Below are 20,515 nucleotides of genomic sequence, written 5' to 3'. Positions count from 1 at the left end.
TCACTGTATGTTGTTCTTTTCAAACAAAAGACGGCATACGAGCTCTGCGCATGTCTCGTGGGCTCGGAGATGTGTATACGAGACAGGGCGTGAACAGTTCCTGCTTCCGGGCCGCCGGTGGCGCTTTGCCCCCTGGGGGCGCCGGAAGAGAATGGCCCCTTCCGACTGTTTCGCGGGGTCCATGAAGGCTGGCGGCACGACCAGGGTGTGGGTACGCAGGGGCCTGGGGCTGCTCGGGCTGGCCGTGGCCGTCCTGCTGGGCCTGTCCCACTTCGTGCGCCTGCGCTACCAGGGCCGCATCGTGCCGCTGGCGGGGGCACCGGAGGCCCCGGTGGCCCTGGTGTTCGGGGCGGGGCTGGCGCCGGGCGCGGTGCCGTCGCCGGTGCTGGCGCAGCGGCTGGACGCGGCCATCGTGCTGTGGCGGCAGGGCAAGGTGCGGTCGCTGCTGGTGAGCGGGGACAACTCCGCGCCCTTCCACAACGAGACGCGGGCCATGCGCAACTACCTCCTGGAGCGGGGGGTGCCGGAGGACGCGGTGCTGGGCGACGAGGCGGGGCTGTCCACCTACGACAGCTGTCTCAGGGCCCACTCGGTGTTCGGCGCGGACCGGGCGGTGCTCGTCACGCAGCGCTTCCACCTGTCGCGGGCGCTCTTCATCGCCAACTCGGTGGGCATCGACGCGTGGGGCGTGGCGGCGGACGAGGGACGGGCGACCCCCTGGCGCTACACGGTGCGCGAGACGCTCTCCCGGGTGCTGGCGCTGGCGATGGTGCTGCTGGAGGTGAAGCCCGGCAGCCCTGACGCCCAGCCGACGACGGCTCCCCGCTGACGGGGGATGGGCCCGGCAGGCAGGCGGGCGGCGTCGATTGCCGCTCCCGTCCGGGGGGCCCATTTTCGTGGGGACACGGAAAGCTTTTCTCAACCGTCCCTGTCGAGGAGACCCCATGCGGTTCAACAAGCTCGGAGACGAGGATGTGGGCGAGTCCACCTCGCTGCGCCACCGGAACCCGGACACCGGAGAGGACGAGATCAACATTTCGGACCAGGACCTGGCCCTGTCGCCTCCCATGGAAGAAGAGGCGGATGCGCGGGACATCCTGCCGGATCAGATCCAGCGCTTCGGCCGGGCCGATGAAGAGGAAGAGGAGCGCGAGCTGACCGCGCAGCCCGATGAACCGGGCCCGCGCGCGCAGTCGCCGGACCTGCTGCCCGAGGGGTAGCCGGGGCTGGATGCGGATGCAGACAGGGCGCGTCCCCGTGCGAGGGACGCGCCCTTTGTCTTCAGGTGGGAGCCCGGTGGGATTTCCACCCGGCCACCGTAGGGCTCAGGACCGGCGCGAGGACTTCTTCGCGGCGGCCTTGCCCGTGGCCTTCTTGGTGGACGCGCCCTTCGCGCCACGCTTCTGGGCAGCGCCCTTCTTCGCGGTGGCGCCACGCTTCTGGGCGGCCCCCCTCGCGGCGGCCTTCTTCGCCGTGGCGCCCTTCTTCGCCGTGGCGCCCTTCTTCGCGGCAGCGCCACGCTTCTGGACGGCACCCTTCGCGGCGGCCTTCTTCGCCGTGGCGCCCTTCGCGGCAGCACCCTTCTTCGCGGACGCGCTCTTCGCGGCAGCACCCTTCTTCGCGGCAGCGCCCTTCTGAGCAGCACCCTTCTTCGCGGCAGCGCCACGCTTCTGAGCAGCCCCCTTCACGGCAGCGCCCTTAGCGGCAGCTCCCTTCGCGGCGGCCTTGCCCGTGGCCTTCTTCGCGGCACCACTCGCGGGCGCGGTCTTCTTCGCGGCGGTCTTCTTGCCAGCCGCCTTGCGCGCTCCCGCTCCGGTGGGAGCGGCTTCGTCCGGCGCCTCCGCTCCGGTGGCCGCGGCCTTCTTCGCGGCCCCCTTCCGCGCGCTCTTCCGGGCGGGCTCGGACGGAGCCTCCGGGGCGGCCTTCTTCGCGGCACCCTTCCCCGTGCTCTTCCGGGCGGGCTCGGACGGGGCCTCCGGGGCGGCCTTCTCTCGGCGGGCCTTCTTCGCGGCGGGGCGCTTCGACTCGGGCTCCTCGAACAGCGCATCCTGCTCGGGGGCCTCCTCCGTGTCCTCGTCGGCTTCGAGCTCCTCCCCGCCGGCGTCCTCGGCCACCTCCGCCTCCAGCTCCTCCTCGCCGGACACCTCGGCCTCCTCGTCCTCGCCCGCTTCACGGGCCAGGGCGGCCAGGTCGTTCGCGTAGTCGCGGCCACGGCCCGTGGACGCTTCCTCGTCTTCTTCCGCCGCCTCGGCCGCGGCGCCGGACAGCGCGCCCTGGAGCACGGCGTTCATCGCGCGCGCGAAGGTCCGCTCCCCGAAGCTCTCCACCTCTTCCACGGGCGGAATCAGCACCTCGAGCATGTCCTTGAGCGTGCGGTACAGCCGCATCTCCTTCTTCTCGCCGTCCCAGGTGCCGAAGACCCAGTCGTCTCCGTCCAGCGCTTCCACCCAGCCGGGCAGCGGCCCGCCACCGTCGCCCTGCTCGTCCATCGCGGACTTGCGCGCGACGAACAGGTGCCGGTGCGCCCCCTTCAACCCGAAGCGCCACACGCCCGCGGCAGGCAGGCCCACCACCATCAGCCGGCTCTTCTCCAGGACGCTGGGCGCACCCTCGCCGCCACGCAGCGGGTACAGCCGCACCTCGCCCTGGAACTCACCGCCGTTGAGCGCCTGGTACAGGTCCGCCAGGTCCTCGGGGAACGGGACGCCACACTCCGTCTCCGCGCGGCGGACCTCCTCCGCCTGCACACCCTCCGAGGTCGCCTTCGCCGACTTGCGCAGTGCCTCCAACCACTCGTGCATGACCCCTCCACGACATCGACAGCCACCAGGGCTCGCACCTTATGGTGCCTGGGCCCCCGTGCGCAGCGTGCATGTCGGGTTTCGTCCACCCGACGCCTGTAGACATATCTGGACAACCTGACACGCCCGCCCCCTCCATCCCTCCTGGCCGCCTGCCCCGGGGGCTGGCGACCCGGATGGAAGCCCGGTCCCCCGGGCATTAGGAAGGACGCCATGGCGCATCCCGTAAGCCTCGAGGCGACGACCGAGACCTTCGACTCGCTCGTCATGGAACCCCGCGATGAGCTGGTGGTCGTGGACTTCTGGGGCCCCGGCTGCCCGAACTGCGACATCTACGCGGCCGCCGAACCCGAGCTCCTCAAGGAGCTGGACGGCGCCCCCATGCGCGTCGTCAAGGTCAACGCCTACGAGCACGAGGCCCTGGCCACCCGCTTCGGCCTGTTCGGCATCCCCACCTTCCTCCTGTTCCGCAACGGGAAGCTGCTGGGGAAGATGAGCCAGTACTACGGCAAGCCGTACTTCCTGGGCGTCATCCGGGACCACCTGCCCGGCGGCGCCAAGGCCCAGGCCTGAGCCGGCCGTGAAGCCTCAGTCCCGGTAGCCGCGCGCCTGAAGCCGGAACAGGTGCGCGTACCGCCCGTCGAGCGCCATCAGCTCGTCGTGGCTGCCCAATTCCTGCACCGTCCCGTTGTGGAGCACGGCGATCTGATCCGCCATGCGCACCGTGGAGAAGCGGTGCGAAATCACGATGGCGATGCGGTCCGCGGCCAGCGCCTGGAAGCGCTCGAAGAGGGCGTGCTCCGCCTCCGCGTCGATGCTCGCCGTGGGCTCGTCCAGGATGAGCACCTCCGCGTCGTCGCGCATGAAGGCGCGGGACACGGCCAGCTTCTGCCACTGCCCGCTGGAGAGCTCCTGGCCCTTCTCGAACCAGCCGCCCAGCATCGTGTCGTACTGCGACGGCAGCGTCGCGATGACGGAGTTGGCCCCGCCCTGCTCCGCCGCCCGTTCGATGGCGGGCCGGTCCTCCAGCGCGGGCACGTGGCCCAGGCCGATGTTCTCCGCCACGCTGAACTGGTAGCGCACGAAGTCCTGGAACACCGCCCCGAAGCGACCGCGCAGGTCGTCCGCGTCCATCCGCGCCGTGTCCACGCCGCCGTAGAGGATGGCGCCCTCCGTGGGCTCGTACATGCGCAAGAGCAGCTTCACCAGCGTGCTCTTCCCCGCGCCGTTCTCCCCCACCAGCGCCAGCTTCTGGCCGGGCTTGAGCGTGAGCGACACGTTGCGCAGCGCCCACGCGTCCTTGCCCGCGTAGCGGAAGGACACGTCGCGCAGCTCGATGGCGTTGGTGCGCCCGCGCGGCGGTGAGACCGGGGGCAGGGCCTTTGGCGCGCTCGCCACCGTGGGGATGTCCAGATAGGCAAAGAGGTTGCTCATGAAGAGCGCGTCCTCGTACATGGAGCCCACGCTGGTGAGGATGCCCTGGAACGCGGCCTGCCCCTGCCGGAACACGGCCAGGTACAGCACCATGTCGCCCACGGAGATGCCGCCGGACGCGGCCTTGCTCGCGACGAAGAGATAGCAGCCGTAGAAGGCCGCCAGCGACAGCAGGCCCAGCCCCAGGCCCCACACCATGCGCTTGCGCGCGAGCGCCCGGTCCTCCGCGAAGAACTTCTGGAACAGCGTGCGGTAGCGCCCCAGCACCAGCGGCCCCAACCCGAAGAGCTTCACCTCCTTCACGGTGCTGTCGCGCGTGAGGATCCACTCCAGGTAGTTGAGCTTGCGGCCCTCCGGCGCGCGCCACGAGTACAGCCGGAAGCCCTCCGCCGCCAGGCGCGCCTCCGCGATGAACGCGGGGACGGACGCGAGCAGCAGCACCGCCACGCTCCACGGCGACAGCGCCACCAGCAGCACCGCGTAGGTGGACAGGGTGATGACGTTGCGCACGATGCTGAACGCCTGCATCACCAGCGACAGCGGGCGCGCGTTCGCCTCGCGCCGCGCGTTCTGCATCTTGTCGTAGGTGTCCGAGTCCTCGAAGTGCTGAAGCTCCAGCTCCAGCGCCTTCTGGAGGATGCGCTCGTTGAGCAGGTTGCCCAGGTGCGCGCGCAAGAGGTCCTTCGTGAGCGTGAGCCCCCGGTCCACCACCGCGGAGGCAATCATCAGCGCGAACTCCGTGGCGACCAGCCCCAGCACGCGCGAGTGCGCCGCCGCGTCGCCCTTCGCCGCGGCCACCACCGTGTCCACGATGAGCTTGCCCACCCACGCGATGCCCGCCGGCAGCACCGCCGCCACCAGCGTGAGCGCGCCCAGCACCACCGCGCCCCGGGGGCTCGCCCGCCAGAAGAGGCGGAAGGTGCCCGGCAGCTGCTTGAAGAGGACGCCCGCGTTCTTGAGGCGGGCACGAAGCGAAGGCGGTGTCGACGGCGTGGGAGGTGGCAAGGTGCCGCCCCTCATAACGCCGCGACGCCCGCCGCGCTGGACTTCCCTGCTTTCAGGAAGCCGGGGCGCGGCCCCCGTCCGGCAGGGCGGGGGGCGGGGCGGCGTGCCGGGAGATGAGCACGTCGCAGTGCGAGCGCCGCAGCACGCCTTCGGTCAGCTCGGACGGCGGGTTCGCGGAGGACATGCCCAGCGTCAGCAGGTCCGACTCACGCTCCAGGGCCTCCGCGAGGATGCACTCGCGCGGGTCCCCGAAGCGCAGGCGGCTCTCCATCACCCGGCCCGTCTCGCGGTACGGCGCCAGGAAGCGCCCGAGCGCCTTGCGCGCCGCGTCCTCGCGCTCCTGCCGCAGCCGCAGCTCCTGCGTCATGTGGCCGTCCTGGCCGTGCAGCGCCGCCTCCTCCGCGCGCAGGTCCACCACGTGCAGCACCTCGATGGGCGTCGAGGCCGGGCACAGACGCATGGTCAGCTCCAGCGCGCGGCGGGACTCGCGCGAGAAGTTCACCGCGACGAGGGGCCGGTGGTAGACGCGGCCCGGGTGCGGCATCACCACCAGCACGGACGCGTCCACCTCCCGCACCAGCCGCATCACCATGGAGCTCTCCGGCAGCGGCTTCACCGGGAAGGCCGGGTGGGGGCGGCCCACCACCAGCACCTCCACGCCCTGGTCCTTCGCCAGCTCCGCCGCCACGTGCGGCGCGTCGCCGGTGCGCAGCTCCTCGCGCACGTCCACGTCCGGCCGCAGCCGCAGCCGCTTCGCCGCGGACGTCACCAACCGGCGCAGACACCGCTCGCCGGCCACCGTCCCGTCCGGCCCCTGGTGGCCGTCCAGCGGAGGGCTGACGTGCAGGACGCTGAAGGCCGCCCCGTGCGCCAGCGGAAGCCGCAGCGCGCGGGCCAGCGCGAACTCGGATTGCAGGGAGAAGTCCAACCCCACCGCCACCCGCCGCAGCCCCCGCTGGGCGCGGGGGAGACCTTCGGAGAGCAGGGGCAGACCCTTGCTGGAAGACACGTTCGGTCGCATGTCGACACCCTTCCTTCCGCCGCCTCACCGCTTGGATGCGCCGCGCGAGCCTCCGGGGCGTGGCGACATGGCGGCTCACGCAAACCCGGGCTGAAACATCCAACGCACGGCCTCAGGGGGCTTTCCGCCTCACGCGGGCCCTCATGGACATACATTCAGCCCCGTCGGTGGATGTGCCACTCGTCTTGCTAGGACGCCACGTCCCCAGCAGGGCAGCGGGGCACGCGAGCGGCGGCGCCCGGCAGGACACCGGGCCAGGGCATGCGGACGGGCTGCCCGTCCTCCGGCTGAAGCCCCTCGCGCTGTAACGTTTTCAGGGCGCGGCACCGCTTCGTTCAAGGACTCCGGGGCAGGCGGGCGTTCAGGGCCGCTGATTCAGGGGCTTGGGACGTTCACCGCAGGACGCTGGCGAACGGGGATGCTTTTCGAGCTTCGGCCAGCCCTTTGCAGAGACCTCTGCCCGGCTCCTCACAGGGCCATGGGCGGCGGGTCGGACGGCAGGAAGCAAGGGAGCGGGACATGCGCGGGGTCATCACCGGACGTGAGGTGGTTGCCAACCTGGGACTCATCTACCGGGAGTTCGGAACAGCCTGTGTGTTGCGCTGTCTCTGGGTGATGCTCAGCGGCAAGTCCACCACCTTCCTCGAGGTGGCGTGTCCCTGCGAGAAGATGCGGCAGTGAGCAGCACCTCCTGAAGACAGCTCGGGCCGCGGGAAGCAGTGGCTTCCGCGGCCCGAATGGTTTCAAGACAGTGAAGTGTCGCTAGCGCTGATACGGATCCGCGTCGCGACGCGGGGCATCGCGGTCGTCGACCGCGTCCTTGATGGCGTGCTTCACGTCCTCGACCACGCCCTTGACCTTGCCCTTGGCCGTGTCCGCCTTGCCCTCGGCTTCCAGCGAACGGTCGCCGGTCGCAACGCCCACGGTTTCCTTCACCTTGCCCTTGGCCTTGTCAGTCCACTCGCCCATGGCGTCCTCCTGACGTCGGTGTGTGAATCGTTGTGGAAGACAACGTGCTCACGTCCCATGCGCGTGGCAGCCGGTGGCCGCGCTGGCTCGTCCGCACGGCCGCCCTCCTCCGGACCGTGACGTGACGTGACTCGGGCCACTTGGAATGTCCGGTAGTAGACAGTCCGCGGCGCACGCTGGAACGACACCCGCGCTGCCCGCCCTACCCGCTGCGTCCCTGCTATTCACGAAGACCCGGGAGTCTTCGTCACAAGAAGCGGACGTTGCATTGACGCATCCGCGCTTCCCCCTCAGTCTGGAGTGACCCTCCCGGATCCGTCTCCCGATGAACCCACCCTCTCCCTCCTCGACCCAGGCGCTGCTCTTCAGGCTGCTCTGGCTGCGCACCCTGGTCGTCACGGTGGCGGTGGCGCCGGCCATCTACGTCGACATGCAGCTGCTGGACGTGGATGCCAGCAGCGCGGGGTTCGTGCTGGGCGTCGTCACGCCCATCGTGATTGGCGGGCTGGCGCTGGTGGTGCCCATTGGCGCGGTGGGTGCGCTCTTGCGGCACGCGCTGCGGGAGGACGCGAGTCCGGCGGAGCGGCTGGGGCGGCTGTTGCGGCTGCCGGGCGTGCTCACGTTCGTGGAGGCGCAGTCGGGCTGGTTCCTGGGCGGCATCTTCTTCAACGGCGCCATTGGCCTGGCGCTGGACCGTCCGCCGCGCGTCATCCTGGTGGGCGTGGCGGTGGCGATGAGCGCGGGCCTCTTCAGCGCGCCCATCATGTACATGCTCTACGAGCGGGCGCTGGCGGTGGTGACGCTGGAGGCGTTCCGCCGCGCGCCGCACGAGCGTCCCCCTGGCGAAGGCCTGTTCCTGCCCCGGCAGAGCTGGTTCCTGCCGGCCATCGTCGTGTCCGCGCTGCTGATCACCTGCATCACGAGCATCGCGACGTTGCAGCTGCGGCTGGAGAAGAACCTGTCGTCGCTGGCGGAAGACCTGGAGCTGTCGGGCGAGTACCGGGGCGCGGCGCGGGTGCGCGCGCGCATCCAGCCGTTGCAGCGGGACCTGACGCTGCCGGTGGCGCTCCTGGGCGGGTTCGCGGCGCTGGGCGCCATCTTCACCGCGGCGTGGGCGGCGCGCCGGCTGGCGCAGGGGGCGAAGGCGGTGGGGGCGTCGCTGGACGCGCTGGTGGAGGGCCGTGCGGCGCCGCCGCAGTGGGTGTCCACGGATGAATTGGGCGACCTGTCCGCGCGTACGTGGCTGCTCTATGAGCAGTTGCAGGAGCTGCCCCGGGCGCTGAGCTCGTCGGCGGGGCACCTGGCGAAGGCGGGCACGCGGCTGACGGAGGCGAGCGACCAGCAGAACCGCACGCTGTCGAGGCAGGCGGCGGCCATCCACCAGGCGCGCACCACGGCGCAGGAGATCCAGCAGATGTCGAAGCTGGCGGCCACCCGCGCGGGGAGCGTGCTGCAGGTGGCGGAGCGCGCCGCGGCGATGGGCCGGCTGGGCGAGGAGTCGCTGGCGGGCACGGAGCAGGGGCTCGCGGACATCCGCGGCCTGACGCACGGGTTGAACCAGCAGGTGGTGGACCTGGGCACGCGCGCCCGCGAGGTGGGCCGGGTGTCGGAGGTGGTGAAGTCGCTGGCGGACCAGTCGCACATGCTGGCCATCAACGCGGCCATCGAGGCGAGCCGCGCGGGTGAGCAGGGCCGGGGCTTCGCGGTGGTGGCGCGGCAGATGCGCGAGCTGGCGGACCAGTCCATCAAGGCGACGGGCCAGGTGCGCGGGCTCCTGGAGGGCATGGAGGCCGCGACGGGCGAGGCGGTCGTCACCGCGGACAAGAGCTCGGCGGGCGTGGAGGCGGCGCTGGTGCCGCTGCGCAAGAGCGGCGAGCGGCTGCGCGAGCTGATCAAACTCACGCACGAGTCCGCGGCGGCGGTGCGGCAGATCGCCGAGGCCGTGGCGCAGCAGCACGGCGGTGTGGATCAGCTGTTCCGCGCGGTCAGCGAGATGGACGAGCTGATGGCCGCGACGCTGCGGCAGCTGGGGACGACGCAGGAGGCGGCGACCGCGGTGGCCCAGGCGACGGGGCAGGTGTCGGAGCTGGCGGAACGGTACGTGTCCTAGCAGTGCGGCGGTCGGGGTACCGACCGCCGTGGGCTGGCCCTCCCGAGGTCTGGTAGAAGGCCGCCATGCTGACCTCCATCACGGTCGAGAACTTCCGAGGCATCGAGCGGCTCCACGTCGAAGGACTGGGGCGCGTGAACTTGATCATCGGGAGGAACGACAGCGGGAAGACGGCGTTGTTGGAAGCGTTCTTCCTAGCGGTCAACCCAGATTCAGTTACCGAGATTCTTGCATCGAGACAGCGTGAGCGAAATCCTGATGCCGAGGTGAAGAATTTCGATGAATTCTGGCTGCCTATCTTCTACCAGATGGACGCACGAAGAGGCTTTCGGATCGAGGGCGTTGACCACCAAGCATCAAAGACAACGATTTCTCTCAAGAAAACTTCTTCGGAGCTAACCAAGACAACAGAGGACATTGGAATCCACCCTGGCCACTCAGAGGCATGGGCTTTAACATGCACAGTCAAGCATGACGAAGAAGTTCAAGACGCCCTTACCAAAGGCAGCTCAAAGGGTGTGCAATTTCCGCCCGAGCTTGACCTATCGGCAGAAGGAGGGAATTGGATTCAAGCGACTCCTTCAATCAGCAAAATCGAAATCCGCGCATTGTCGAAACTCAAGCAGCATGGTCGCGACGGGCTGATCATCGATTTCATTCGCAACGTGAACGATCAAGTTTCAGGTATCGAGTTATTGGCTCCATCCGGAAATCGCGTAGCGATATTTTTACGAACAAAGCGTGATGGACTTGTTCCCTTGCTCATGATGGGTGAAGGAATGAAGCGCTGTTTTGAGTTCGCAGTCAATTTGGCAGTGACTGACGATCTGCCCATCTACATCGATGAAGTTGAAAACGGTCTTCACCACAGCGTTTTGCATCCCATGTGGACATGGATTGCCAAGGCGAGCAGGGAAAGAAACGTTCAGTTTTTCATCACAACTCATTCAGAGGAATGCGTCCAAGCGGCGGCCGCTGTCTTCAAAGAACAGAATGACAATGACCTCCGCGTCATTCGGCTCGACAAACAAGAGCACGAAACCAAAGCCGTCGTTTACGACCGAAACCTCGTTGATGCAGCAGGGCGGATGGGAGTGGAGATCCGCGGATGAGTCGCCCTCCCAAAGACCCTCCTCCTTTTCCTACGCGGCCCTTCGGGTTGCTGCTCGTGGAAGGTGGTGACGAGGAGAAACTCTGTAAGGCCATCGCCGGGCTTAATGTTTGGGGCGGCTTGATCTGTTGGAATGCCCGTGGCCGCCTAAACATCCCAGAACTGGCAGGACTCGCAGCCCGGGATCCCAGTTTCGGATATGCGCGCAGTGTCGGCGTTTTGCTCGACATGGAAGATGACCCAGTGAAGGCGCTCGCCCTCATCCAAGAAGTTCTGGCCGCCCTTAGTGTCACCACACCTTTCGAGCATGGCGTTTTCGTTCCAGGTGCCGCTCCGAAAGTAGGCGTCTTCCTCTCGCCGGATGGGCAACAGACCGGCAGCATCGATGCGCTCTGCAAACAAGCCGTGCAAAACCCCGCGCTGGCCTCCTGCGTGGACACCCTCGTCGTCTGCGCGGGGCAGCCTCACACCACGCAGGCGCGAGGCATGAAGGGTTGGCTGGATGCATACCTCGCCATGCAGCCCGAGCCCCTTCGCCTGCACCAAGCACTGGATGGCTCCAAGGTCTTCGACCTGAACCACGCGGCCTTCGACCCGCTCCGCGCCTTCCTCCAGGCCCTCTGACTTGCACCGGGTAGGCGAGGCCCGTTAGCCTCCACCCCGGTCGAAAAACGGCGGACCGGTTCGGTGAGCCCCGGTCACTTCCATGGTGGAAGCACTTGTCCGTCTCCTTCGGGATTCAGGACCCACGGCCCTTCGATGGCACACGTGTGCCTTCGCGAGGCCCACCATGAAGCTGAATCACCTTGATCTGCAGGTCCCCGACGTCCAGGCCACCGCCCGCTTCTTCACGCGCTACTGCGGCTTCACGTCGCACGCGAAGAACCATGACTCGCCCGCCATCGCCATCCTCGGCGGCACGGAGGGCTTCGTGCTCGTCCTCCAGCGCCGCAAGCGCGACACCGACGTCTTCCCCGAGGACTTCCACGTCGGCTTCCTCCTCGACTCCGAAGCCCCCGTGCTCGCCTTCCAGGAGCGCGTGAAGGCCGACGGCCTGGAGGTGTCCGACGTCATCCGCAACAACCGGGGCACCCTCGTCTACTGCCGGGCCCCGGGCGGCATCCTCGTGGAGGTGAGCTGCCGCCCCGGCGCCGTCTGACGCGCGCCCTTCAGCCGCTCCGCGCCATGCGGAGCGGCTCCTGCGCTCCGCCGTCCTCCATCGGAGGCACGTACGGCCAGCCCTTCAGCGGCCCCTTGCCCGCCTCGCGCGTGAGGTAGTCCGCCGCGATGTTCGCGCTCTCCATGATGGTCAAGAGCCCACTGCCCGGGTGCGTGCCGCCGCCCACGAAGTAGAGCCCCTCCACCTGCGCGTTCTTCACTCGCGGCCGCAGCGGGCCCAGCTGCATCCAGGTATGCGACAGGTTGAACACCGCGCCCCGGAACACGTTGAAGTCGTCCCGCCACGTCTCCGCCGTGAAGTAGCGCTCCGCCTTCACGTGCTCGCGCAAGCCCTTGATGCCCACCTTCTCCAGCATCTTCGGGATGCGCTCGCGCAGCGTGGCCTCCGTCTTCGCCCAGTCCACCGGACGCGCCGTGTTCGGCGTGGGCACCAGCACGTAGAGCGTGGAGTGCCCCTTCGGCGCCCCCGAGCCGTCCGTCACGCCCGGGTTGCACACGTAGAAGGGCGGATCCTCCAGGTCCACCGTGCGGTCCTCCAGCGCGTCCTTGTCCGTGCGCCGGGCGCTCTCCGACAGGTAGATGAGGTGGTGCGGCAGGTCCGCGTACGCCGTGTCCAGGCCGTAGTACGCCATGAACGTGCTGCACGAATACTTCGCCCGCTCCAGCGCCGCGTCCGTCAACCGCGAACCTTCGCGCACCTCCGGCGCCAGCAGCTTCTGCGCCGCATACGCCAGGTCCGCGTTCACCACCACCGCGTCCGCCTTCAGCACCTCCCCGTTCGCGAGCTTCACGCCCACCGCGTGCCCGGCCTCCGTGAGCACCCGCTCCACCGCCGTGCCCATGCGGAAGGTCGCGCCCAGGTCCTCGGCGCACCTCATCATCCCGCGCGCCAGCTCCCGGAAGCCGCCCTGCACGTGCCACACGCCGAAGTTCAGCTCGATGAACGGAATCACGCTGAACACCGACGAGCACGTCGTCGGGTGGAGCCCCAGGTACTTCGACGGGTACGCCAGCGCGTACGTCATCCGGTCGTCGTGGAAGAACGAGTCCAGCTGCTTGTAGAGCGTCTGCCACGGCTTGAAGCGCAGCGTGGGCGCCAGACGCCAGGGCGCGTAGTAGTCCAGGCTGCCCGCGTTGGTGCAGATGAACTTCTCGTACGCGAGCGCGTACTTCCTGCGCCCGTCCTCCATCCACTCCTGGAGCGCGCGCCCCTTGCCCGCGCCGAACTTCTCCAGGTCCTGGCCCATGCGCTCCAGGTCGCGCCGCGTGTCCAGGTGCGTGCCGTCCCAGAAGTGCACGCGCGTGTTCGGGTCCACCGGCACCAGCTTGACGTAGTCCTCCAGCCGCTTCCCCGAGCGCCAGAAGATCTGCTTCAGGATGCCGGGCAGCTGGAGGATGGACGGACCGGTGTCCACCGCGTACTCGCCGTCCTGTCCCAGCGTCAGGCCCTTCATCCGGCCGCCGGGCACCGCGTCCTTCTCCACCACGGTGACCCGGAAGCCCTGCCCCGCGAGGTTGATGGCGGCCGTCAGGCCTCCGGGGCCCGCGCCCACGACGATGACGTGCTGAACCATGTGCCTCACGATGCCCGGCCCCATGCCGGCTGGCGACTGTCCCTTGAGGACGGCCCGGACGAAAAAGCGTTTCCTCCCGGGACTCCTGGCGCTCCGCCGGGCGTTCCCTCCCGGACGGACCGCTCCCGTCCCGGGGAGCGTTCGCTGGAAGACGGGCCAACATCCTGAATCCCCAGGGGGCATTGCCTCCTGTAGCCTGCGACGCGCATCCATGAATCCCCCCTCGGAGGCACGCCCACAGGAAGTCCTGTTGTTCACCCTGGAGCGGCAGCGCTATGGGCTGCCCGTGGAGGACGTGCGCGAGCTGGTGCGCGCCGCGCGCCTCACGCCCCTGCCCCGGGCCCCGGACGTGGTGGAGGGCCTGCTCAACCTGCGCGGAGAGCTGCTGCCCGTGCTGGACCTGCGCCGCCGCTTCCGCCACCCCGCGCGCCCCCTGTCCCCCATGGACCACTTCATCGTCGCGTCCGCCGGGGGACGTCACGTGGCGCTGCGCGTGGACCGGGCCGAAGGACTGCACGCCGTCGCCCCCGGGGAATGGGACGCGTCCCCCCAGCAGCTGCCGGGCGTGGGGTACGTGGCCGGGGCCGCGAAGCTGGCGGACGGGCTGGTGCTCGTGCACGACCTGCGCTCGTTCCTCTCCGAGGCGGAAGCCCTGCAGCTGGACACCGCGCTGGGAGCCCTTCCGGAGCCCGCTTGATTGGCGGCGTCCTCCCCCCGGGCTTCAAGGAGGTGCTCGACCTGGTGGAGCAGCGCGCGGGGCTCGCCGCGCCCAGCTGTCTGGCCGCCGCGCTGGAGGGCATCCAGCGCGCCATGGCCCGCGCCAACCAGGACGACGTCATGCGCTACCTGCATGAGGTGGCGCTGGACAACACCCTCTTCGATGACCTGCTCACCGAGCTCACCATCGGGGAGACGTACTTCTTCCGCACCCACGAGCACTTCGACCACTTGCGCCGCGTGGTGCTGCCGGAGCTGCGCGAGCGCCGGGGCCAGGGACACCTGCTGCGCGCGTGGAGCGCGGCGTGCTCCTCCGGCGAGGAGCCCTACTCCATCGCCGCGCTGCTGATGGCCGAGGGCTGGGAAGAGCACATGATGGTGCGCGCGACGGACGTGTCGCGCACGGCGCTCAGCCGCGCCCAGCAGGCCCGCTACACGGACTGGTCCCTGCGCGGCCCCTCCGCGGACCGCATGCGCCCCCACCTCAAGCAGGAGGGCCGCTTCTACTGGCTGTCGCAGGACGTGAAGCGCCACGTGCAGCTGGGCTACCTCAACCTGGCGCTGGAGACGTGGCCTTCGGCGGAGAGCGGCCTCTGGCAGATGGACGTCATCTTCTGCCGCAACGTCCTCATCTACTTCAACCGCGCCACCATCGAGGGCGTGGCGCGCAGGCTCCATGCGTCGCTGGATGACGGCGGGTACCTGTTCACGGGTCCGTCGGATCCGCCGCTCGGGGACTACGCGCCGTTCGAGCCGGTCCTCACGGAGTGGGGCGTGCTGTACCGCAAGCCCCTGGCCGGCGCGAACGCGGGGCACTTCGTTCCGCTCCAGCCGCTGGTGCCGCTGCGCGCGGATGGCACGCCCTTCCCCGCCTCCGGCGGACGCACCGGATCCGGAGCGTTCCCCGCGGTGGCGGATCCCCGGGCCCGGCCGTCCCCGGCGGGGATGCCTTCGACGTTCGGGGCCGACGGCTCCCTCCCGGGTGCTTCCGCGCCCTGGGGAACCGGACTCGCCGGGACGGCCACTCCCGCGTGGGGGACCGAGCCTTATGGCTCCGGTGCTCCCGCACCGGGGACGGGGTCTTACGGCGGCGGGACTCCCGCTTCAGGAGCCGGGCCCTACGGATCCGGAGTTCCCGCGTCGGGAGCCGGGACTTACGGTGGCGGCACGCCTGCATCGGGCGCCAGGTCCGTCTCCGGTAGCCCCTCCTCCACGACCGGGACCCGGCCCCGCTTCGCGCTGAGCGTGGAGGCGCTGGAGACCGTGCGCCAGGCGCTGGCCCGGGGCGACTGGCGCGAGGGTTCACGGCGGGCGGGGGCCCAATCGGCCGACCCGGAGGAGGCCCTGGCCGCGGTTCGTGCACTGGCCAACCTGGATCCCCGCGCGGCGGTGTTCGCCTGCGGGGAGGCCGTTGTTCGTCACCCACTGGTCGCCGGTCTGCGGTATCTGGAGGCCCTGCTGCTCCTGGGACAGGCGCGACTGGCCGACGCGGAGAAGTCCGCCCGGCAGGCGCTCTACCTGGAGCCGGGGCTCGCGGTGGGCCACCTGCTTTTGGGCCACGTGCTGCGCCGGCAGGACCAGACCGCCGCCGCCGCCCGGGCCTACCGCGAGGCGGAAGGGCTGTGCCGGAAGCTGCCGCCAGAGGCGCTGGTGCCCCTGGCGGAAGGAGAGCGGGCCGGAGCACTGGCGGACGTGGCCCGCGCGGAGTGGCGGCGCCTGGAGCGGACTGAAGGCGGAGACGCAAGCTGATGCCGAAGCGCGACGGAATCATCGACTGGGACAAGGCCCGGGCCCGGCTGGAAGCGCTGGAGCACGCCAGCGAGGCGCGCGACGCCTTCACCGACGAAGCCGCCCGCGACACGCTCGACGCACGCGCCCTCGCCCTGGCCCGCCCGCCGGTCATCCCCGTGCTGCCCGGCAGCCAGCGGGAGATAGTGCGCTTCCAGGCCGCGGGCCAGACGTACGCGCTGGAGTCGCGCTTCATCCTGGAGGTCATGCGCGCGCCGGAGCTCACCCTGCTGCCGGGCGCGCCGCCGCTCTTGCGCGGTCTGACGCTGCTGCGCGGCGAGGTGCTGCCCGTGGTGGAGCTGGCGCCGCTGTTCGGCCGGCCCGCGTCGCAGGGCACCGGCCCCGTGCTGGTGGTGGGCACCGCCCGCGCGGAGCTGGGCCTGCGCACGGATGAGGTAACGGAGGTGGCGGTGCTGACGAGCACGGAGCTGTTGCCCGCGCCCCCCTCCCTGGAAGAGGAAGCGGGCGCGCTGGTGTCCGGCGTCAGCCCCGACGGCACGCTCGTCCTGGAGGGAGAGGCCCTCCTCGCCGACGAGCGTCTCGTGTTCGAGCTGTCCGAAGAAGGAGTCGCATGAGCATCGGGAATCGCATCGCGCTGGGCTTCGGGCTGTCCCTCCTGGTCCTGCTGATCATCGCCGCCGTGGCCTTCCAGGGCGCCCAGCAGCTCACCACCACCACCGAGGGCCTGCTGGAGGCCCACAACAACTACAAGATGCTGCGCGAGGCGCGCGCCCTCATCGTGGACGCGGAGACGGGCCAGCGCGGCTTCATCCTCACCGGCGACGAGTCCTACCTGCGCCCGTACCAGACCGCCCTCACCGAGCTGCGCACGGACCTGGACAACCTGCGCCCCGCGATGGCGAAGTACCCCGACCAGCGCTCGCGCTTCGCGAAGCTGGAGCCGCTGGTGGTGAGCAAGCTGGACGAGCTGGCGGACACCGTCCGCCTGCGCCGCGAGCAGGGCTTCGAGGCGGCCCAGGCCGTGGTGAAGACCAACCGCGGCCAGCGGGAGATGGAGACCATCCGCGAACTCATCGCCGACATGCGCGAGACGGAGGAGGACCGCTGGAAGGTCTTCTCCGACGCCGCCACCCAGGCCGCGCAGCGCAGCCTCTGGGTGCTGGCGCTGGGCACCCTGCTGGGCCTGGCCATCGTGGGCGTGGGCAGCTTCGTCATCACGCGGGGCATCACCGGCCCGCTGCGCAAGCTCACCTACGGCGCGGAGCAGCTGGGCCGGGGCGAGCTCGCGCACCGCATTGACGTGCGCGGCAAGGACGAGATGGCCGACCTGGCCGGCGCCTTCAACGCCATGGCGGAGCGCCGCCAGCAGGCGGAGGTGCAGCTGGCGAAGCAGGCCGAGCAGCGCGAGCACACGCTCAAGACCGTGGCGGAGTTCGTCAACCAGCTGGCCGGCGCGTCCTCCGAAATCCTCGCCAGCACCACCGAGCAGGTGGCCGGCGCCCAGGAGCAGGGCACCGCCGTCACGGAGACGGTGAGCACCATCGAGGAGATCACCAAGACGTCGGAGGAGGCCGCCGGCCGCGCCCGCGCGGTGAGCGAGTCCGCCCGGCACTCCGAGGAGGTGGGCCGCTCCGGCCGCCGCGCCGTCGAGGAGGCCGTGTCCGCCATGGGCGCCGTGCGCGACCAGGTGGAGTCCATCGCGTCGCGCATCCTCGCCCTGGCCGAGCAGGCCCAGGCCATTGGCGACATCATCACCACCGTCAACGACATCTCCGAGCAGACGCACATGCTCGCGCTCAACGCCTCCATCGAGGCGAGCCGCGCGGGTGAGCACGGCCGCGGCTTCGCCGTCGTCGCCTCCGAGGTGAAGGCGCTGGCGGATCAGTCCAAGAAGGCCACCGCGCAGGTGCGCCAGATTCTGGGCCAGATCCAAAAGGCCACCCACGGCGCGGTGATGACCACGGAGGAGGGCACCAAGAGCGTGTCCGCCGCCACGCGCGTCGTCACGGAGGCGGGCACCACCATCCAGCAGCTCGGGGACCTGCTCACGCAGGCGTCGCTCACGGCCGCGCAAATCGCCGCGTCCGCCAACCAGCAGGCCACCGGCATCGGGCAGATCCGCCAGGCGATGCACGACGTGAACCAGGCCACGCAGCAGGGGCTCATCTCGTCGCGGCAGACGGAGCGCGCGATGCAGGACATCAACGCCATGGGCCAGAAGCTCAAGGGGCTGCTCGGGGAGTTCGGGCGCTAACCCATGGATCGCGACAGGCTGGCGCAGGCACTGCTGGACTCGTTCCTGGAGGAGCTGGAGGGGCACGTCGTGTCCCTCAACCGGGACCTGCTCGCCCTGGAGCAGGCCCCGGCGCGCGCGAAGGAGCTCATCCCCGGCCTGCTGCGCACGCTGCACAGCGTGAAGGGCGCCTCCCGCGCGGCCAGCGCCGCCATGGTGGAGAACGCCTGCCACCGCATGGAGGAGGTGCTGGAGCCGCTCATCCACGGGCGCACGCCCACGCCGGACCTCTTCGAGCTGTGCTTCGCCACGGTGGACGCGCTGGACGACGCGGGTCGCCGCCTGGCCGCGCGTCAGGAGCTGGCCGGCTCGCCGCTGGAGGCGCTGCTGCCCCAGCTGGAGCAGGCCGCGCACGGCCTGTCCGCGCAGACCCCGGCGCCCGTGCCGGCCCCCACCCCGAAGCCTCCGCCGCCCGAGGCCGAGCCGGAGCTTCCCGTCCTCGCGCAGGTCAGCGGGGAGACGCTGCCGGTGCGCGTGTCCGGGCAGAAGCTGGACGCGCTCCTGGGCCGCAGCGGCGAGTTGCGCGTGGCGATGCTGCGCCTGGAGGGCCACGCCGAGTCCCTGGAGGCGCTGCGCGACGACGTGGCCGGGCTGCGCGAGACGGTGCGCGGCACGACGTCCGAGACGACGCTGCGCCGCGTGGAGCTGGAGCTGGCGCGGGTGGCGCGCGTGCTGGCGCAGGACCGCCGCGCGCTGTTCCAGTCCTCCACCGGCCTGGATGACGAGGTGCGCCGCTCGCGCATGCTCCCCTTCGAGGAGGGCTGCACCGGCCTGGAGCGCGCCGCGCGCGACGTGGCGCACGGCCTGGGCCGGCGCGTGCGCATGGAGGTGCAAGGCGGCGGGTTGGACCTGGACCGCTCCCTGCTCCAGTCCCTGCGTGAGCCCCTGCTTCACCTGGTGCGCAACGCGGTGGCGCACGGCCTGGAGGCGCCGGAGGAGCGCGTGCGCCATGGCAAGCCGGAGGAGGGCCGCGTGGTGCTGTCCGCGCGGCTTCGCGGCAGCCGGGTGCAGGTGGCGGTGGAGGACGACGGGCGCGGCCTGGACCTGGAGGCCCTGCGCGAGCGCGCGCGGGCCCGGGGCCTGGAGGCGCCCGAGGACGACGCGGAGGCGGCCAGGCTCGTCTTCCTGCCGGGCCTGTCCACCGCGGCGAAGGTGACGGCGGTGTCCGGCCGGGGCGTGGGCCTGGACGTGGTGCGCGCCCAGGTGGAGGCCCTGCGCGGCAGCGTGGAGGTGGCCTTCAAGGCGGGCCAGGGCACCCGCTTCACGCTGGACGTGCCCCTCACCCTGAGCACCCTGCGCGTGCTGCTGGTGTCCGTGGGCGGGCAGACGCTGGCGCTCGCCAGCGAGGGCGTGGACCGGCTCTTGCGCCTGTCGCCCTCCGACGTGCGCGAGGTGGAGGGCCGCATGTCCTGGGTGACGCCGGACGCGCTGGTGCCGCTGGCGTCGCTCGCGAGCGTGCTGGACCTGCCCGCGGGGCCGCCCAAGGCGCGGCCGTCCGCGGTGGTGCTGTCGGCGGGCACCGCGCAGGCGGCGCTGGTGGTGGACGAGGTCATCGCGGAGCAGGAGGTGCTGGTGCGCTCCCTGGGCAGCCGCGTGAAGCGGGCGCGGCACGTGGCCGCCGCGGCGGTGATGCCGGATGGGCGCATGGCGCTGCTGCTCAGCCCCGCGTCGCTGGTGCGGGCCGCGGGCGGGCGCCCCTCCACCCACTTCTTCCCCACGCCCAAGGAACAGGCCGCGCGCCGGCGCGTGGTGCTGGCGGACGACTCGCCCACCACGCGCATGCTGGAGCAGAGCATCCTGGAGGGCGCGGGCTACGACGTCGTCGCGTGCGCGGACGGCGCGGAGGCGTGGGAGCGGCTCCAGGCGGGCGGCGCGGACGCGATGGTGATGGACGTGGAGATGCCGCGCATGGATGGCTTCCAGGTGACGGAGGCCGTGCGCGCGTCGCCGCGCTTCGGACGGGTGCCGGTGGTGCTCGTCACGTCGCGCGAGAAGCCCGAGGACAAGGCGCGCGGCCTGCAAGCCGGCGCGAGCGCCTACATCGTGAAGAGCGCGTTTGACCCCACCAGCCTGCTGGAGACGCTGAGGCGACTGCTATGAAGACCGAACCGTTGCGCATCCTGGTGGCCGAGGACTCGCCCACCGCCCGGCGGCTGCTGGTGGAGATCCTGCGCACCGACCCGGCGCTCACCGTGGTGGGCGAGGCCCGGGACGGACTGGAGGCGGTGGACCTGTGCCAGCGGCTGCAGCCCGCGCTGGTGACCATGGACATCCAGATGCCGCGCATGGACGGCCTGGACGCCACCCGCCGCATCATGACGGAGGTGCCCACGCCCGTGGTGGTGGTGTCCACGCTGGTGGAGCGCGACATCCAGACGTCCATGGCCGCGCTGAGGGCCGGGGCGCTCGCGGTGCTCCAGAAGCCGGTGGGCCCGGAGTCGCCGGACTTCGAGGCGGACAGCCGCCGCCTGCGCGACACGCTCAAGGCCATGTCCCAGGTGAAGGTGGTGCGCCGCTGGCCGGACCGCGCCGCCACGCCCTCGCCCCCGCTG

At 70.5% G+C, this 20,515-nt stretch carries 19 protein-coding genes; 14 read left to right on the top strand and 5 right to left on the bottom strand.

Features of this window, described 5'->3' with window-relative positions; all coding sequences use genetic code 11:
- Nucleotides 1-181: 181 nt before the first annotated feature.
- Together D7W79_RS19895 and D7W79_RS19890 are read left to right on the top strand one after the other, a co-directional pair.
- Nucleotides 182-829: a SanA/YdcF family protein gene (locus tag D7W79_RS19895; RefSeq protein WP_244221860.1), complete on the top strand. Its 648-nt coding sequence runs from the start codon at nucleotides 182-184 to the stop codon at nucleotides 827-829.
- Nucleotides 830-944: 115 nt separating this feature from the next.
- A complete protein-coding gene (locus tag D7W79_RS19890) occupies nucleotides 945-1,220 on the top strand; it encodes a hypothetical protein (protein WP_120526967.1) in 276 nt (91 codons plus the stop codon).
- A gap of 105 nt (nucleotides 1,221-1,325) precedes the next feature.
- On the opposite strand, the gene D7W79_RS19885 is transcribed toward D7W79_RS19890, so the two are convergent.
- Nucleotides 1,326-2,801, bottom strand: coding sequence for an SMI1/KNR4 family protein (locus D7W79_RS19885; RefSeq protein ID WP_120526966.1), 1,476 nt, complete (start codon nucleotides 2,799-2,801; stop codon nucleotides 1,326-1,328).
- A gap of 213 nt (nucleotides 2,802-3,014) precedes the next feature.
- Here D7W79_RS19885 and D7W79_RS19880 point away from each other — a divergent pair, with 213 nt between their 5' ends.
- Nucleotides 3,015-3,374: a thioredoxin family protein gene (locus tag D7W79_RS19880; RefSeq protein WP_120526965.1), complete on the top strand. Its 360-nt coding sequence runs from the start codon at nucleotides 3,015-3,017 to the stop codon at nucleotides 3,372-3,374.
- A gap of 15 nt (nucleotides 3,375-3,389) precedes the next feature.
- On the opposite strand, the gene D7W79_RS19875 is transcribed toward D7W79_RS19880, so the two are convergent.
- Nucleotides 3,390-5,255 (bottom strand): ABC transporter ATP-binding protein, encoded by a 1,866-nt coding sequence (locus D7W79_RS19875; RefSeq protein ID WP_120526964.1) that lies wholly within the window; start codon nucleotides 5,253-5,255, stop codon nucleotides 3,390-3,392.
- Nucleotides 5,256-5,292: 37 nt separating this feature from the next.
- A complete protein-coding gene (locus D7W79_RS19870) occupies nucleotides 5,293-6,261 on the bottom strand; it encodes a universal stress protein (RefSeq protein ID WP_120526963.1) in 969 nt (322 codons plus the stop codon).
- 519 nt (nucleotides 6,262-6,780) lie between these two features.
- Here D7W79_RS19870 and D7W79_RS44285 point away from each other — a divergent pair.
- Nucleotides 6,781-6,942 carry a hypothetical protein gene (locus D7W79_RS44285; RefSeq protein WP_014400293.1) on the top strand — a complete coding sequence of 54 codons (162 nt, stop codon included), beginning with the start codon at nucleotides 6,781-6,783 and terminating at the stop codon, nucleotides 6,940-6,942.
- An 81-nt stretch (nucleotides 6,943-7,023) separates the two neighbouring features.
- Here the strand turns inward: D7W79_RS44285 and D7W79_RS19865 are convergent, their stop codons facing one another.
- Nucleotides 7,024-7,230: a CsbD family protein gene (locus D7W79_RS19865; protein WP_120526962.1), complete on the bottom strand. Its 207-nt coding sequence runs from the start codon at nucleotides 7,228-7,230 to the stop codon at nucleotides 7,024-7,026.
- A 325-nt stretch (nucleotides 7,231-7,555) separates the two neighbouring features.
- On the opposite strand from D7W79_RS19865, the gene D7W79_RS19860 reads away from it, so the two are divergent.
- The 4 genes from D7W79_RS19860 (at nucleotide 7,556) to D7W79_RS19845 (ending at nucleotide 11,610) form a co-directional block, all read left to right on the top strand.
- Nucleotides 7,556-9,340 (top strand): methyl-accepting chemotaxis protein, encoded by a 1,785-nt coding sequence (locus D7W79_RS19860; RefSeq protein ID WP_120526961.1) that lies wholly within the window; start codon nucleotides 7,556-7,558, stop codon nucleotides 9,338-9,340.
- 65 nt (nucleotides 9,341-9,405) lie between these two features.
- Complete coding sequence (locus tag D7W79_RS19855) at nucleotides 9,406-10,452, top strand: AAA family ATPase (protein WP_120526960.1); 1,047 nt, start codon at nucleotides 9,406-9,408, stop codon at nucleotides 10,450-10,452.
- 56 nt (nucleotides 10,453-10,508) lie between these two features.
- A complete protein-coding gene (locus tag D7W79_RS19850; RefSeq protein WP_244221861.1) occupies nucleotides 10,509-11,075 on the top strand; it encodes a DUF3226 domain-containing protein in 567 nt (188 codons plus the stop codon).
- Between the two features lie 166 nt (nucleotides 11,076-11,241).
- Nucleotides 11,242-11,610, top strand: coding sequence for a VOC family protein (locus D7W79_RS19845; protein WP_120526958.1), 369 nt, complete (start codon nucleotides 11,242-11,244; stop codon nucleotides 11,608-11,610).
- Nucleotides 11,611-11,620: 10 nt separating this feature from the next.
- Here the strand turns inward: D7W79_RS19845 and D7W79_RS19840 are convergent, their stop codons facing one another.
- Nucleotides 11,621-13,204: a phytoene desaturase family protein gene (locus D7W79_RS19840; protein ID WP_120526957.1), complete on the bottom strand. Its 1,584-nt coding sequence runs from the start codon at nucleotides 13,202-13,204 to the stop codon at nucleotides 11,621-11,623.
- Nucleotides 13,205-13,415: 211 nt separating this feature from the next.
- Here D7W79_RS19840 and D7W79_RS19835 point away from each other — a divergent pair, with 211 nt between their 5' ends.
- The 6 genes from D7W79_RS19835 to D7W79_RS19810 form a co-directional block, all read left to right on the top strand.
- Nucleotides 13,416-13,901 carry a chemotaxis protein CheW gene (locus D7W79_RS19835; RefSeq protein WP_120526956.1) on the top strand — a complete coding sequence of 162 codons (486 nt, stop codon included), beginning with the start codon at nucleotides 13,416-13,418 and terminating at the stop codon, nucleotides 13,899-13,901.
- Nucleotides 13,898-15,670: a CheR family methyltransferase gene (locus tag D7W79_RS19830; RefSeq protein ID WP_120526955.1), complete on the top strand. Its 1,773-nt coding sequence runs from the start codon at nucleotides 13,898-13,900 to the stop codon at nucleotides 15,668-15,670. The genes D7W79_RS19835 and D7W79_RS19830 overlap by 4 nt, the downstream gene beginning before the upstream one ends.
- Nucleotides 15,670-16,284: a chemotaxis protein CheW gene (locus D7W79_RS19825; protein WP_120526954.1), complete on the top strand. Its 615-nt coding sequence runs from the start codon at nucleotides 15,670-15,672 to the stop codon at nucleotides 16,282-16,284. The genes D7W79_RS19830 and D7W79_RS19825 overlap by 1 nt, the downstream gene beginning before the upstream one ends.
- Nucleotides 16,281-17,924 carry a methyl-accepting chemotaxis protein gene (locus D7W79_RS19820; RefSeq protein ID WP_120526953.1) on the top strand — a complete coding sequence of 548 codons (1,644 nt, stop codon included), beginning with the start codon at nucleotides 16,281-16,283 and terminating at the stop codon, nucleotides 17,922-17,924. Before D7W79_RS19825 ends, D7W79_RS19820 begins: the two co-directional genes overlap by 4 nt.
- 3 nt (nucleotides 17,925-17,927) lie before the next feature.
- On the top strand, nucleotides 17,928-20,063 hold the full coding sequence (locus D7W79_RS19815; protein ID WP_120526952.1) for a hybrid sensor histidine kinase/response regulator: 2,136 nt from the start codon (nucleotides 17,928-17,930) through the stop codon (nucleotides 20,061-20,063).
- Nucleotides 20,060-20,515, top strand: a 456-nt coding sequence (locus tag D7W79_RS19810; protein WP_120526951.1) for a response regulator, incomplete at its 3' end; no start/stop codon positions are given. The genes D7W79_RS19815 and D7W79_RS19810, both read left to right, overlap by 4 nt.

Origin of the sequence: Corallococcus exercitus (assembly GCF_003611585.1) — a bacterium.
Lineage (GTDB): Bacteria > Myxococcota > Myxococcia > Myxococcales > Myxococcaceae > Corallococcus > Corallococcus exercitus.
Note: the sequence above shows the minus strand (reverse complement) of the source record. Positions and strands in the feature narration are given on the sequence as shown.

Bases quoted from the DNA above. Each gene is read 5' to 3' on its own strand.
- D7W79_RS19895 (WP_244221860.1), top strand. From the start codon at position 182: ATGAAGGCTGGCGGCACGACCAGGGTGTGGGTACGCAGGGGCCTGGGG.
- D7W79_RS19890 (WP_120526967.1), top strand. From the start codon at position 945: ATGCGGTTCAACAAGCTCGGAGACGAGGATGTGGGCGAGTCCACCTCG.
- D7W79_RS19885 (WP_120526966.1), bottom strand. From the start codon at position 2,801: ATGCACGAGTGGTTGGAGGCACTGCGCAAGTCGGCGAAGGCGACCTCG.
- D7W79_RS19880 (WP_120526965.1), top strand. From the start codon at position 3,015: ATGGCGCATCCCGTAAGCCTCGAGGCGACGACCGAGACCTTCGACTCG.
- D7W79_RS19875 (WP_120526964.1), bottom strand. From the start codon at position 5,255: ATGAGGGGCGGCACCTTGCCACCTCCCACGCCGTCGACACCGCCTTCG.
- D7W79_RS19870 (WP_120526963.1), bottom strand. From the start codon at position 6,261: ATGCGACCGAACGTGTCTTCCAGCAAGGGTCTGCCCCTGCTCTCCGAA.
- D7W79_RS44285 (WP_014400293.1), top strand. From the start codon at position 6,781: ATGCGCGGGGTCATCACCGGACGTGAGGTGGTTGCCAACCTGGGACTC.
- D7W79_RS19865 (WP_120526962.1), bottom strand. From the start codon at position 7,230: ATGGGCGAGTGGACTGACAAGGCCAAGGGCAAGGTGAAGGAAACCGTG.
- D7W79_RS19860 (WP_120526961.1), top strand. From the start codon at position 7,556: ATGAACCCACCCTCTCCCTCCTCGACCCAGGCGCTGCTCTTCAGGCTG.
- D7W79_RS19855 (WP_120526960.1), top strand. From the start codon at position 9,406: ATGCTGACCTCCATCACGGTCGAGAACTTCCGAGGCATCGAGCGGCTC.
- D7W79_RS19845 (WP_120526958.1), top strand. From the start codon at position 11,242: ATGAAGCTGAATCACCTTGATCTGCAGGTCCCCGACGTCCAGGCCACC.
- D7W79_RS19840 (WP_120526957.1), bottom strand. From the start codon at position 13,204: ATGGTTCAGCACGTCATCGTCGTGGGCGCGGGCCCCGGAGGCCTGACG.
- D7W79_RS19835 (WP_120526956.1), top strand. From the start codon at position 13,416: ATGAATCCCCCCTCGGAGGCACGCCCACAGGAAGTCCTGTTGTTCACC.
- D7W79_RS19825 (WP_120526954.1), top strand. From the start codon at position 15,670: ATGCCGAAGCGCGACGGAATCATCGACTGGGACAAGGCCCGGGCCCGG.
- D7W79_RS19820 (WP_120526953.1), top strand. From the start codon at position 16,281: ATGAGCATCGGGAATCGCATCGCGCTGGGCTTCGGGCTGTCCCTCCTG.
- D7W79_RS19815 (WP_120526952.1), top strand. From the start codon at position 17,928: ATGGATCGCGACAGGCTGGCGCAGGCACTGCTGGACTCGTTCCTGGAG.